Raw genomic sequence first — 14,257 nt, forward strand, 5'->3', positions numbered from 1 at the left:
GCGGAATTTTTTTTTAAATTTACTTCGAAAACAATAACTATGAGTGACGCTATTAAACACGAATGTGGAATTGCAATGGTTCGATTATTAAAACCTTTGCAATATTATAAGGATAAATACGGAAGTGCATTTTATGGTTTAAATAAAATGTATTTATTAATGGAAAAGCAGCATAATCGTGGTCAGGATGGTGCAGGTTTAGCAAGTATTAAATTTGATGTTTCTCCAGGTACCAGATATATTAGCCGTGTTCGCTCAAATGCCAGCCAACCAATTCAAGATATTTTTGCACAAATAAATGAACGTTTAAACACGTTAAATGAAACTTTTCCTGAGAAAGCTGATGATGTTGAATGGCTAAATAATAATGCACCATATTTAGGAAATCTATTTTTAGGCCATGTCCGATATGGTACTTTTGGTAAAAATAGTATTGAAAGTGTGCATCCATTTTTACGTCAAAGTAACTGGATGCATAAGAGTTTACTAGTGGCAGGTAATTTTAATATGACCAACTCCAAACGTTTATTTAACGATTTGGTTGAAATTGGGCAGCATCCGAAAGAAATGACTGATACGGTAACTGTCATGGAAAAAATTGGTCATTTTATTGATGATGAAGTGGCAGATTTATATGTGAAGATTAAAAAACAGAAGGGTGTAAATAAAAAGGAAGCTTCACCCTTAATTGAAGAACAAATCAATATTAAAAAAATTCTAAAGCGATCTGCCAAAAACTGGGATGGAGGTTATGCAATGGCTGGTTTGCTAGGTCATGGAGATGCATTTGTTTTGCGTGATCCTGCAGGAATTAGACCAGCTTATTATTATAAAGATGATGAGGTTGTTGTGGTAGCTTCAGAGCGCCCTGTTATTCAAACCGTTTTTAATGTAGCTATTGAAGATGTTAAGGAAATTGAAAGAGGTCATGCTTTAATTATAAAACGAAACGGTAAAATTTCTACCAATAAAATTGTAGCACAGTTGCCTCAAAAATCTTGTTCATTTGAACGAATTTATTTTTCTAGAGGAAGTGATGCTAGCATTTATACAGAACGTAAAAATTTGGGAAAATTTGTTTTTCCTCAAATTTTAGATAAAATTAATAATGACATTAAAAATTCAGTTTTCTCATATATTCCAAATACTGCAGAAACATCATTTTATGGAATGCGAGAAGCTGCTGAAGATTTCTTAAATCAACAAAAAGCAGAAGTTATTTTAAAAGGACAACGAAGCTTATCTGTTGAAAAGGTAAAGGAAATCTTATCTGAAAGGCCGCGTGTTGAAAAGCTAGCTATTAAGGATGCTAAACTACGTACGTTTATTGCAGACGATACGAGTAGAGATGACTTAGTTGCTCATCTTTATGATGTTACCTACGGTATTGTTCAGCCAACAGATAATTTAGTAATTATTGATGATAGTATTGTTAGAGGAACTACTTTGAAAAAAAGTATTATTAAAATTTTAGATAGACTGCACCCTAAAAAAATCGTAATAGTATCATCAGCTCCTCAAATTCGATATCCAGATTGTTACGGAATTGATATGGCGAAATTGGGTGATTTTATTGCTTTTAGAGCGGCACTAGAATTATTAAAAGATACGAAACAATATGCTATTGTTGAAGAAGTGTATGCGAGTTGTAAAGCTCAAAAAAAATTAGAAGATACCGAAATTGAGAATGCTGTAACAGCAATTTATGCACCTTTTTCAAATGTTCAAATTTCAGATAAGATCGCTTCAATGCTAAAAACAGAGGACATCAATGCTGAAGTTGAAATTGTGTTTCAAACCGTAGAAAATTTACACAAAGCTTGTCCAGATCATTTAGGTGATTGGTATTTTACAGGTAATTATCCAACTCCAGGAGGTAACCGTGTTGTAAATGATGCTTTTATTAATTTTTATGAAGGAAATGATAAAAGAGCATATTAGCTTCATTTAAAAAATAACTTTGAAATAATTTTGAAAGACATACTTTTTATTACGCCGCCATTTACACAGTTAAATACGCCTTATCCGGCGACGGCTTATTTAAAAGGATTTTTAAATACAAAAGGAATCAGTTCTTTTCAAATAGATTTGGGAATTGAAGTTATTTTGAAACTTTTTTCTAAAAAAGAACTTCAACATATATTTGATACTGCTATTGAAAATAATAAAATCCTGTCCAGTAATGCACAAAGAATTTTTGCCTTAAGAAGTGAGTATTTAAAAAATATAGATGCTATTATTTCTTTCTTACAAGGAAAAAATCAAACATTTGCTCGTCAAATATGTACTGAAAATTTTCTACCTCAAGCTTCTAAATTTGAACAATTAGACGACTTAGATTGGGCTTTTGGTTCTATGGGAATTCAAGATAAAGCGAAACATTTAGCAACCTTATTTTTGGAAGATTTATCTGATTTTATTGTGGAATGTATTGATGACAATTTTGGATTTAGTAGATATGCTGAACGATTAGGAAAAAGTGCCAACAGTTTTAATGAGTTGTACAACAAATTACAAGGAAAGAATTCTTTTATCGATAGAATTGCCTTAAAAATTTTAGAAGAAAGATTACAAGAAGTTCAGCCAAAATTGGTTTGTTTTTCAGTTCCATTTCCAGGGAATTTGTACAGCGCCTTTCGTTGTGCTAAATTCATTAAATGTAACTATCCAGATATTAAAATTGCAATGGGTGGTGGTTTTCCAAATACAGAATTGAGAACTTTAACTGATACACGTGTGTTTGAGTTTTTTGATTATATAACACTAGACGATGGAGAATTACCAATAGAATTAGTATTCTCTAATGTACTGGATGGAACACCTAACAATCCAGACTATAACTTATTTAAAAGAACTTTTATACTTGAAAATTCAGAAGTAGTTTATAATAATTCTTCCCTAAAAAATGATTATAAGCAAGCATACGTTGGTACGCCAGATTATTCAGATTTATTACTAGACAAGTATATTTCGGTAATAGAAATTGTCAATCCAATGCATAGTTTGTGGAGTGATGGACGTTGGAATAAATTAACAATGGCTCACGGATGTTATTGGGGGAAATGTACTTTTTGTGATATTTCGTTAGATTATATTAAAATATATGAACCAATTGCGGCTAAACTATTGGTTGATAGAATGGAAGAAATGATTACTCAAACTGGAGAAAATGGTTTTCATTTTGTTGATGAAGCTGCACCACCGGCTTTAATGAAAGAATTGGCAATAGAAATAATTAAGCGAAATTTAACAGTATCTTGGTGGACAAACATTCGGTTTGAAAAGAGCTTCACTAAAGACATATGTACGTTATTAAAGGCATCAGGTTGTATTGCTGTTTCCGGCGGTTTAGAGGTAGCGTCAGATAGATTATTAGAATTAATAAAAAAAGGAGTAACAGTTGAACAGGTAGCTAAAGTAACCCATAATTTTACGGAAGCAGGTATTATTGTTCATGCGTATTTAATGTATGGATTTCCAACACAAACAGTACAGGAAACTATTGATAGTTTAGAAATGGTGAGGCAATTGTTTGAATTAGGGTGTATTCAGTCTGGTTTTTGGCATCAGTTTGCATTAACAACACACAGTCCAATTGGCTTAAAACCACAAGAATATGGAATTATGCCCGACTATAAAAATATTACTTTTGCAAATAATGATGTTGATTTTAAAGATAAAACAGGTATAAATCATGATTTATTTAGTTTTGGTTTAAAGAAATCTATCTATAATTTTATGCACGGAATTGGTTTTGAATTACCACTTAAGGATTGGTTTGAATTTAAAATTCCAAAAACAACAATTCATCCTTATTTTATAAGTAACTGTTTAGAAATTGAAGATAGTTTAGAAATCAAATCATCAACTAAAATTTATTGGTTAGGAGCAGAACCAAACGTGTTAAATATCACAAAATCTAAAAGAGGAAAAACGAAGCAAATGCTTCAACTGACATTTCATGAAAATTATGATAGTTTTACGATTTCTTTGGAAGAAGAAAAAGGGAAGTGGCTCTTATATAGTTTAGAAAAGTTAACTATTTCGCATTCAAATTCATTTACTTTTTCAGAATTAAAATCAGATTTTGAAAATTATTTCGAAAACTTTGAATTGTTTTGGTGCTCAAAGCCAATTCAATTGTTAAGAAAAAATGGTTTATTGGTTTTGTAGAAAATTTAAGCTGAAAAAATCAAAATTTTCTAAACAAAAAACAAGACAATTCCACCAAGCGCTATAAATGCACCAATAACTTCTTTTAAGGTTACTTTTTCTTTATAAATCAAAATTGCTGGTGGAATAATTAAAACAGGTATAATAGCCATAATTGTAGATGCAATTCCAACGGTTGTATATTTTACCGCAAGTAAAGAAGTGTAAACACCTAAAAAAGGACCAAATATAGAACCAAGTAGTATAAATTTCATAGAAATGGAGTTTGTAGCCGCTTCTTTTACTTTTGGCCAACGTTTTATAACTGAAATTAACAATACAAAACCAAAACACCCTGCAATTATTCTAATTTGAGTTGCTGCAAATACGTTGTAATCTTTCATTCCGTATTTACTTAAAACCAAACCTGTTGCTTGACCAATTGAACCAAAAAATGCAAATAGCATTCCTTTTGGAGAGAAAGAAAATTGAATTTTTTTTCGTTGCTTTTTTAACTTTTCATCGTCTAATTTCTTTTTTTCAGTTATCACTATCATAATTCCAACAATGGTAATAAACATCGCTACTAATGAAATAAAATTCATAGTTTCCCCTAAAATTGACCAACCTATAAAAGCAGCAATAGGAGCACTTAGTGACATAATTAGCATAGAAATTCGCGCACTAATTAACTCATAAGATTTAAATAAGAAATAATCTCCAAATACAAATCCAACCAATCCAGAAATTGACATCCAAATCCATTGACTTGTAGTAGCGTCTATTGGAAAAAATAACCCTCTAGTAAAAAATGAAATTATTCCATAGATAAAAAATGCAACAATTAGCCGAAGTACATTTACTGAAAGTGATCCGGCTCTCCTAGTTGCTTGTTGAAATGATAAACTAGTAGTTGTCCAAAAAAAGGCGGTTAATAAAGCAAATAATTCGCCTAAATGGGATGTTAACATAATAAATATAACTAACTTTTGAGATGCTAATGTACTTAAAACGGATTATTAAAAGGTAATCGCTACAAAATATATTATGCATACTAGCGATATTGTAATAAAAAGAAAAAACCTGCTTTTAGCAGGTTTTTGTTTTCTTAGTTAGTAGTAGTAACTATTATTTATTTTCAGCGTAACGCTTTTCTACTTCGTTCCAGTTTATCACACTAAAAAATGCATTGATATAGTCAGGTCTTCTGTTTTGGTAGTTTAAGTAATATGCATGTTCCCAAACATCTAGAGCCAAAATTGGAGTTCCTTCACAGCTAACACCTGGCATTAATGGATTGTCTTGATTTGGCGTAGAGCATACTTCAAGTTTTCCACCTTTATGAACACATAACCAAGCCCATCCTGATCCAAATCTAGTTGCTGCTGCTTTTGCAAAAACATCTTTGAACGCATCAACAGAACCAAATTGAGCAATAATTGCATCTTTTAATTCTCCAGACAAATAACCTTTGTCTTCTGGATTCATAATTTCCCAAAACATGGTGTGATTCCAAAATCCACCGCCATTATTTCTAACAGCAGCATTATTCATATCTAAATTCGTGATAATATCTTCAATAGATTTTCCTTCTAAATCTGTACCTGCAATTGCATTATTTAAATTGTTGGTATATCCTGCATGATGCTTTGTGTGGTGTATTTCCATTGTTCTTGCATCAATATGTGGTTCTAGCGCATCGTAAGCGTACGATAATTTTGGTAATTCAAAAGCCATAATTGTAGTTTTAGTTTAATTAAATTTATTTCAAAGATAAAGAATGAAGATCATTCTTAAAAACCTTAAAAATCGAATGTATTTATAGTGTTATTGTTAATAGTTATTTTGATGCTTAATAATCGGCATCTTTTGGGTATTTTGCCATAAATTCTTCAGCTTTTTCAACCATTGTTTTACTTCCACAGAAAAAAGGAACACGTTGATGTAGTTCTGTAGGTTTAATATCTAAAATTCGCATATAACCGTCGCTTGCTTTTCCATTAGCTTGTTCAGCTAAAAAAGCCATAGGGTTACATTCATATAATAATCTCAATTTTCCTTGTGGACTTTTAGTGCTTGTTGGATATAAATAAATTCCACCTTTAATCATATTTCTATGAAAATCAGAAACTAAAGATCCAATGTATCTTGAAGTGTAAGGTCTATTTTCTTTTTCTTCTTGGCAATATTTTAAATAATCTTTTACTCCTTGCGGAAAGTGTACATAATTTCCTTCGTTTATAGAATAAATTTTTCCAATTTCAGGAAATTGCATATTTGGATGCGATAAATAAAATGAACCAATTGCAGGATTTAATGTAAAACCATTTACCCCGTGACCTGAAGTTAAAACAAGCATAGTTGAAGTTCCATATACAACATAACCAGCCGCTACTTGCTGACTACCTCTTTGCAGAAAATCAGCTTCTTCAACAGGTGTGCCTATGGGTGTTACTCGTCTATAAATTGAAAAAATGGTTCCAACAGATACATTCACGTCAATATTTGAAGATCCATCTAATGGATCCATTAATAAAATATATTTGTTTTCGTTTGTTCCATGTTTTCCTTTAATTGTCACATATTCATCTTCTTCTTCACTCGCAATTCCACAAACAATTTCTCTGTTTATAAGTGTTTGCATAAACACATCATTTGCATAAACATCTAACTTTTGTTGATCTTCTCCTTGAATATTTGTATCACCTGCATCACCAGTAATATCAACTAGTCCTGCTTTGTTAACTTTATAATTTACAACTTTAGCAGCTAACTTAATAGAACTGATTAAACGATTAAACTCTCCTGATGTAGATTTGTAGTGTTTTTGGTTTTCAATTATAAACTCTCCTAAAGTAAGGTTTTTGTTTGGCATACTTGTATGTAGTTGTTTGTTTTTACAAATATCGAGAAAATAATTTTCAAAAAGACATTTGTTTTTCAGATACTTTGAGTAAAGATTTTTATTTTAGCTAAAACTAATAATTAATTAATTGAAATGGGCTTTAAAATAAGAGAAGGTAAAAAAACTGATATGTTTTCAGTTTTAAAATTAATAAAAGAATTGGCTCATTTTGAAAAAGAACCTGATGCAGTTATAGTTTCTAAAGAAGATTTAGAAAGAGATGGCTTTGGTTCAGCTCCTTTATTTAAAACTTTTGTAGCCGAAATGGACAATGATATTGTAGGAATGGCATTATTTTATCCAAGATATTCTACTTGGAAAGGGCCCACAATTCATTTAGAAGATTTAATTGTAACAAAAAGTAAAAGAGGTTTAAATATTGGTAGTGCTTTATATGCCAAGGTTATTGAATATGGTTTTAATCAAGGGGTAAAACGCATTGAATGGGTAGTATTGGATTGGAACAAACCTGCCATTGATTTTTATAAAAAAACTGGTGCAGTTGTTTTAGAAGATTGGAATACTGCACAAATGAATGAAGATGCTATTAAAAAATATATAGAAACACTTTAAAATGAAAATTTTTAAGTTTGGTGGCGCATCTGTCAAAGACGCTGAAGGAGTAAAAAATGTGCTGAACGTTTTAAAACATGAAGGGTTTAAAAATACCTTAATTGTGATTTCTGCGATGGGGAAAACGACCAATGCTTTTGAAAAAATAATTGATTCTTATTATAATAAATCATCAGACTTAGAACAACATTTAGAAGATGTTAGAAAATTTCATTTAGAAATTATTTCCAATTTGTTTGAAATTAAAAATCATCCAATTTATATGGAAGTTGAGCAACTTTTAGGAAAGTTAGGAGGATTTTTAATCGATAATAAATCAACTAATTATAATTTTATTTACGACCAAATTGTTGGATATGGAGAATTGCTTTCAACAAAAATAGTAAGCGCATATTTAAATGACCATAAATTAAATGCTAATTGGATTGATGTTAGAGATTATATAAAAACAGATTCTAGTTATAGAGACGCAAAAATAGACTGGGAACAAACATCAGTTAAAATTTCAAAAATTAATACAGAACAGCTATACATTACACAAGGTTTTATAGGGTCAAATTCTAATCAAAAAACAACCTCGCTAGGAAGAGAAGGTTCTGATTTTACAGCAGCCATATTTGCTTATTGTTTGAATGCACAAAGCGTAACAATTTGGAAAGATGTAGTTGGTGTTTTAAATGCAGATCCTAGATTTTTTAAAACTACAGAATTGTTGCAGCAAATATCTTATTCTGAGGCAATTGAAATGGCCTTTTATGGAGCATCTGTAATTCACCCTAAAACATTAAAACCTCTTGAAAATAAAAATATACCTCTATATGTTAGATCTTTTTATAGTTTAACTAAAAATGGAACAACAGTAGGGAAGGGACATTCATTAATCCCAGAAGTACCTTGTTTTATTTTAAAACAGCATCAAATATTAATTTCTATAGCCGCTTTAGATTTTTCCTTCATGGTTGAAAGTAATTTAAGCGATATTTTTAAGATACTGCATAACTATAAATTAAAGGTAAACCTTATTCAAAATTCAGCTTTAAGCTTTTCAGTTTGTATTGAAGATAACTATCATAATTTTCAACAGTTTTTAAATGAAATGAAATTGAAATACAATTTGAATTACACTGAAAATGTTTCATTATACACCATTCGGCACGCAACTCAAGAATCAGTTCAGGAAATAGAACAAAAAGGGAGAATACTGCTAAAGCAAGCAACAAAAGGAACGGTCCAACTAGTTATGCAATAATTTTATGTATTTTTGTAATTCCCATACTAATTGAAGTGAATGAGTCTAGTATCAGCCAAAGAAATTGCAAAAGTAATTAACCTAGATAAATATGGGTTTGTTGGAACATTTTTTGGGTGGCTACTCATGAAATTACTACGTATTTCTACAATTAATAAAATATACAATAAGCACAAACATTTAAAAGATATTGCTTTTTTTACAGCTTTGTTGGATGATTTACAAATTAAATTTGAAATACCTGAAGAGGACTTAAGAAGAATTCCAAAAGAGGGTCCTTTTATTACGGTTTCTAATCACCCTCTTGGAGGAATAGATGGTATTTTATTGTTGAAGTTATTAATAGAAAAACGACCTGATTATAAAATTATCGCAAATTTTTTACTGCATAGAATAGAGCCAATGCAACCTTTTATTATGCCTGTAAATCCTTTTGAAGATAGAAAGGATGAGCAATCTAGTATAATAGGAATAAAAAATGCATTGTCTCATGTTAGAGAAGGAAATTCATTGGGTGTTTTCCCAGCAGGTGAAGTGTCTACATATAAAGATGGTAAATTAATTGTTGATAAACCGTGGGAAGAGGGTGCAATAAAGTTGATTCAAAAAGCTAAGGTTCCTGTAATTCCAATTTATTTTCACGCAAAAAACAGCCCCCTATTTTATGTGTTATCTAAATTAAATAGTAAATTAAGAACCGCAAAACTACCTTCAGAATTATTGTCGCAAAAAGGAAGAATTATTAAGGTAAGAATTGGAAAACCTATTCATGTAAAAGATCAAGAAGAATATAAAAGTACTTATGATTTTTGCGATTTTATTCGTAGAAAAACATATATGCTAGCAAACCCTTTTGAAAAAGAAATAAAAACGTTAAATACATCCTCTTTAAAAATACCAAAGTCACCAAAGGAAATTGTTTGCCAAAAAAATATTGACAAAATGATTCTTGAAGTGGAAGCACTCAGAAATAATAATGGACGCCTACTTAAAAGTAAAAACTATGAAGTGTTTTTTGCTCCAAGTAAAAAAATTCCAAATATTATGTTTGAAATTGGACGTTTGAGAGAAATTACTTTTAGAGAAGTAGGTGAAGGAACGAATGAATCTATTGATTTGGATAAGTTTGATGGTTATTATCATCATTTATTTTTATGGGATGAGGAGGCTAACCAAGTAGTTGGCGCTTACCGAATGGGTTTAGGAAAAAATATTTATAAAAAGTTTGGAATAGAAGGCTTTTATGTACAAACCCTATTTAAGTTTGAGCCTGAGCTTTATGGAATGATGGAAAATTCTATAGAAATGGGAAGAGCTTTTATAATTAAAGAATATCAACAAAAACCAATGCCATTATTTTTGTTATGGAAAGGAATTGTTCATATCACATTGCGCTATCCAGAATATAAATATTTAATTGGTGGAGTAAGTATTAGCAATCAATTTTCAAATTTTTCAAAATCTTTGATGATTGAATTTATGAAATCTCATTATTACGATCCTTACATTGCACAATATATTCATCCTAAAAAAGAATATAAAGTTAAACTAAAGGATGCGGATAAAGATTTTGTATTTGATGCTACCCAAGCAGATATGAATAAATTTGATAAGGTAATTGATGAAATTGAGCCCGGTGCATTACGTATTCCTGTTTTGATAAAGAAATATGTGAAACAAAATGCTCGTTTGGTAGCGTTCAACGTTGATCCAAAATTTAATAATGCCGTAGATGGTTTAATGTATATTAGAGTTGCTGACATACCTGAAAGTACCGTAAAACCAGTTATGGAAGAGTTTCAAGCAGAACTTGAAAGTCGATTAGAAATTGAAAAGAACAAAGATGAAGTTAATGAAACTCCATCTCCACTTTAATACTTTAAAACCACTCTTTTTTGTTTATTTGGTAGGTGTTTATAAACTCTTCATCTGTTTTTGTAAGGTAAATTATGCCCTCAATTAAAGAGATAAGTCCAACAGCACCACAAGTTGCAAATGTTAAAACTAGTTGAATGATTCCTGTTTTAGTATAGCCAAGAATAAATTTATGTATGGCAAGTCCTCCAAGTAATATGGCTAAAACACCAGCCAAAATTCTTTTACTTTCCTCATTACTTTTCGAAATGGTTTTCCCGTTTTCATCTAAAATTTCCATGTTGTATTTATGTTTTAAATTCAGAAATACAAAGCTATAAAATTATCTTATAAAGCAGCGTCAATTGGTTGCCAAAGTTCGATTTTATTTCCTTCAGGATCTAAAATCCAAGCAAATTTACCATATTCGTATTCTTCTATTTTCCCAATAATTTCAACACCTTCTTTCTTTAATTCATCTAATAGTTTAACCAAATTTTCTACTCTATAATTGAACATATGGTCTTTTTTCGATGGCGAAAAATAAGTAGTGTCTTTTTTAAATGGACTCCATTGGGTACTTGATTTTTTGTTTTCTTCATCTTTCCACCAAAAAGTACAGCCCCAATCATCAGTGTGAAAACCCAAATGCTTTTTGTACCAATCTTTTAATTCTTGAGGGTTTTTAGCTTTAAAAAATATACCTCCAATGCCCGTAACTCGTTTAAATTCTTCGTTTGAGGTTAATTCTTTTTTTGAAAAAAATTGTACATTAACTTTATCAACAATAGTTTGTGCTAGTTTTATTTTGGATTCAACAGTCCAACCAGCAATATGAGGAGATAATAAGACATTTTCAGCATGAATTAAATAATCAAAAGCTTTTGGTAACGATTCGTTTTCAAATAGATTTTCAAACGACAGTTTTTCGTATTCTAATACATCTAAACAAGCTCCCAATACTTTTTTATTTTTAAGAGCATCCACTAAATCGTTCGTAACTATGGCAGAACCTCTAGCAGTGTTAATAATATAAAAAGGTTTTTTAAACTCATTGATAAAAGAGCTATTTACCATATTATGTGATAAAGCGTTATATGGCGTATGTAAACTTAGAACATCCGTTTTTTCTTGAAGTTCACTTAATGAAACCTGCTTGCAATTATCATCACCAACACCTTCTTTTATATCATAACAAATTACTTCAACGTCAAAACCTTTTAACTTTTTAGCAAAGGCTTTTCCCATGTTTCCATAACCAATTATACCAATGGTTTTTCCTTCTAATTCAATACCTCTATTTGCTTCTCTTAACCATTTTCCATTTCTAATTTCAAGATCCGCTTTTTTAAGGTTATTAAATAACATTAAAAGCATTCCTAACGCATGTTCACCAACGGCATTTCTATTTCCCTCAGGCGCAGAAATTAAATGAATACCTTTTATTGCAGCATAAGTTTCATCAATGCTTTCAAGACCAGCACCAACACGTGCAATAAATTTTAAGTCGGTTGCTTTGTCTAAAAATTGTGCATCAATATTAAACCTACTTCTAATAACAACTCCTTCATAATTTTGAATTTTTTCTTCAATTTGTTGTTTGGTTGAAGTATAATCTTCATCACAAATACAACCTAGTTTTTCTAAACCAGTTTTAAGTAATTCATGATTCTTATCAATTAAAAGGACTTTCATTAATATTGTTCTTCTTCGTTTGGAAAATCTTGACTTTTTACATCTAAAATATAATTTGAAAAAGCAGTATTCATTTCAGTATATAAATCTAAATAACGGCGTAAAAACCGAGGATGAAATTCGTGTGTCATACCTAGCATATCGTGCGTTACAAGTACTTGTCCGTCTACTCCATTTCCAGCTCCAATTCCAATTACTGGAATTGAGATACTTTTAGCAACTTCTTTTGCCAATTTAGCGGGAACTTTTTCTAAAACTAATGCAAAACAACCTAATTTCTCTAATAAAAGCGCATCTTCTTTTAATTTTTCAGCTTCTTCTTCTTCCTTTGCTCTTACAGAGTAGGTTCCAAATTTATAGATAGATTGTGGCGTAAGTCCAAGGTGTCCCATAACAGGTATTCCTGCAGTTAAAATTCTAGAAATAGATTCGCTAATTTCGCTTCCACCTTCCAATTTCACAGCATGACCACCCGATTCTTTCATAATTCTAATGGCAGAATCCAAAGCACTTCTAGAGTTTCCTTGATAGCTACCAAAAGGCAAATCAACTACTACCAAACAACGTTCAATAGCTCTAACTACAGAACTTGCATGATAAATCATTTGGTCTAAAGTTATGGGTAAGGTAGTTTCATGGCCGGCCATTACATTTGAAGCTGAATCGCCAACCAAAATAATATCAATACCCGCGTGGTCTACAATTTTTGCCATCGTATAATCGTAGGCGGTAAGCATGGCAATTTTTTCGCCATTATTTTTCATTTCTACTAAAGTCTTAGTTGTAATTCTTTTATAATCTTTTTTTGCTGATGACATTTGCTAATGTTTAATTCTTAAAAGGTAAAAGTAATGAAAATTCAGTTTTATTTGTAAAAGATATATTTTTAATGCATTTTATTGAAATAAGTTTAAATGATTATCTCCTAATTAATTTTAAAACCAAGTAATTATAAGTTATATTTACTTCAAAATTATCTGTTTTGAGCACCCATAAAAGTTTAGAGTCAAAAAAATATATAGAAGAATTAGAAGATAAAATTGTAGCTCTTAGCTTGCAGTATAAAAGTAAAGCGAATGAGTTAAATTTATTGAATGAAAGTCATGAAAAATCTGTTGGAAAATTAATTCATAACTTGAGAAATCCAATAGGTGTTATTTTTTCTTTTTCTGATATGATATTAGAAGATTTAGATGACTATACTCCAGATAAACTTGAAAAGCACATTCAAATAATAAAAAGTTCAGCAGCATTTTCGTTAAAAATGATAACTACTGTTGCTAAAAACACACAGTTAAATTCACCAGAACATAGATATGATTTTAAAACTATAAATTTTGTTGAGTTAGTAAATGAAGTTATTAATGAATTGACTGAAAATGCTTTAATGAAAAACTGTATAATTAAAACAGATATTGAAAACCATCCAATACATTTAAGTTTAGATTTAACTGAAATTTCAGTTGCATTAAAGCACATTATTAATAATGCGATTAGATATTCTGATGAAAATTCGGTAGTTAAAATTATACTTAAAGAAAATGAAAATACTGTTGATATTGCTGTCATTGATCAAGGAATTGGTATTAGTGAAGAAAATTTAGGTCAAATTTTCAAAGAATTTTTTGTTGTAAATACCTACTCAGAGGATAAGCAAAAGTGTATTGGCTTAGGTTTATCAATTGCAAATAAAATTATTAAAGATCATAAAGGTAAAATTTCTGCAACAAGCAGTTTAAATAAAGGATCTACTTTTAAAATAACTTTACCAAAATAAATTTTTACTATTCTTATTTTAGGATCCTTATTTAGTAAAATAATTGTAACAT

At 30.2% G+C, this 14,257-nt stretch carries 12 protein-coding genes and 1 pseudogene; 6 read left to right on the plus strand and 7 right to left on the minus strand.

Features of this window, described 5'->3' with window-relative positions; all coding sequences use genetic code 11:
- Window positions 1–39: 39 nt before the first annotated feature.
- Both HKP59_RS11350 and HKP59_RS11355 read left to right on the plus strand, forming a co-directional pair.
- A complete protein-coding gene (locus HKP59_RS11350) occupies window positions 40–1,941 on the plus strand; it encodes an amidophosphoribosyltransferase (RefSeq protein WP_291806933.1) in 1,902 nt (633 codons plus the stop codon).
- A 30-nt stretch (window positions 1,942–1,971) separates the two neighbouring features.
- Entirely contained in the window at window positions 1,972–4,173 is a 2,202-nt protein-coding gene (locus tag HKP59_RS11355) for a B12-binding domain-containing radical SAM protein (protein ID WP_291806935.1), read from the plus strand.
- Window positions 4,174–4,202: 29 nt separating this feature from the next.
- On the opposite strand, the gene HKP59_RS11360 is transcribed toward HKP59_RS11355, so the two are convergent.
- The 3 genes from HKP59_RS11360 to fbp all read right to left on the minus strand — a co-directional run bounded on the left by HKP59_RS11360 (window position 4,203) and on the right by fbp (window position 7,027).
- On the minus strand, window positions 4,203–5,123 hold the full coding sequence (locus HKP59_RS11360; RefSeq protein ID WP_291806937.1) for a DMT family transporter: 921 nt from the start codon (window positions 5,121–5,123) through the stop codon (window positions 4,203–4,205).
- Window positions 5,124–5,280: 157 nt separating this feature from the next.
- The gene (locus HKP59_RS11365) at window positions 5,281–5,889 is read right to left on the minus strand and encodes a superoxide dismutase (protein WP_291806940.1); all 609 of its coding nucleotides are present in this window, start codon (window positions 5,887–5,889) and stop codon (window positions 5,281–5,283) included.
- Between the two features lie 115 nt (window positions 5,890–6,004).
- Window positions 6,005–7,027: a class 1 fructose-bisphosphatase gene (gene fbp, locus HKP59_RS11370; protein WP_291806943.1), complete on the minus strand. Its 1,023-nt coding sequence runs from the start codon at window positions 7,025–7,027 to the stop codon at window positions 6,005–6,007.
- A 123-nt stretch (window positions 7,028–7,150) separates the two neighbouring features.
- Between fbp and HKP59_RS11375 the strand changes: the two genes are divergently transcribed.
- Genes HKP59_RS11375 through HKP59_RS11385 form a run of 3 tightly spaced genes read left to right on the plus strand, consistent with a single transcriptional unit; the run spans window position 7,151 to window position 10,754 of the window.
- A complete protein-coding gene (locus HKP59_RS11375; RefSeq protein ID WP_291806945.1) occupies window positions 7,151–7,630 on the plus strand; it encodes a GNAT family N-acetyltransferase in 480 nt (159 codons plus the stop codon).
- Window position 7,631: 1 nt separating this feature from the next.
- Complete coding sequence (locus tag HKP59_RS11380) at window positions 7,632–8,879, plus strand: aspartate kinase (protein ID WP_291806947.1); 1,248 nt, start codon at window positions 7,632–7,634, stop codon at window positions 8,877–8,879.
- A gap of 39 nt (window positions 8,880–8,918) precedes the next feature.
- Window positions 8,919–10,754, plus strand: a complete 1,836-nt coding sequence (locus tag HKP59_RS11385; RefSeq protein WP_291806948.1) for a lysophospholipid acyltransferase family protein — start codon at window positions 8,919–8,921, stop codon at window positions 10,752–10,754.
- Between the two features lie 4 nt (window positions 10,755–10,758).
- On the opposite strand, the gene HKP59_RS11390 is transcribed toward HKP59_RS11385, so the two are convergent.
- The 4 genes and pseudogenes from HKP59_RS11390 to panB form a co-directional block, all read right to left on the minus strand.
- Window positions 10,759–11,034 (minus strand): TM2 domain-containing protein, encoded by a 276-nt coding sequence (locus HKP59_RS11390; protein WP_291806950.1) that lies wholly within the window; start codon window positions 11,032–11,034, stop codon window positions 10,759–10,761.
- 47 nt (window positions 11,035–11,081) lie between these two features.
- On the minus strand, window positions 11,082–11,522 hold the full coding sequence (locus tag HKP59_RS11395) for a VOC family protein (RefSeq protein WP_291807021.1): 441 nt from the start codon (window positions 11,520–11,522) through the stop codon (window positions 11,082–11,084).
- Window positions 11,496–12,428 (minus strand): annotated as a pseudogene (locus HKP59_RS11400) (2-hydroxyacid dehydrogenase); the annotation flags it as partial. The pseudogene HKP59_RS11400 and the gene HKP59_RS11395, both read right to left, overlap by 27 nt.
- Entirely contained in the window at window positions 12,428–13,246 is an 819-nt protein-coding gene (gene panB / locus HKP59_RS11405; RefSeq protein WP_291806952.1) for a 3-methyl-2-oxobutanoate hydroxymethyltransferase, read from the minus strand. The gene panB and the pseudogene HKP59_RS11400, both read right to left, overlap by 1 nt.
- A 164-nt stretch (window positions 13,247–13,410) precedes the next feature.
- Between panB and HKP59_RS11410 the strand changes: the two genes are divergently transcribed.
- Entirely contained in the window at window positions 13,411–14,205 is a 795-nt protein-coding gene (locus HKP59_RS11410; protein WP_291806954.1) for a HAMP domain-containing sensor histidine kinase, read from the plus strand.
- The last annotated feature ends 52 nt before the right edge of the window (window positions 14,206–14,257 follow it).

Origin of the sequence: Lutibacter sp., from assembly GCF_013041805.1 — a bacterium.
In the GTDB taxonomy this organism is placed as follows: domain Bacteria; phylum Bacteroidota; class Bacteroidia; order Flavobacteriales; family Flavobacteriaceae; genus Lutibacter.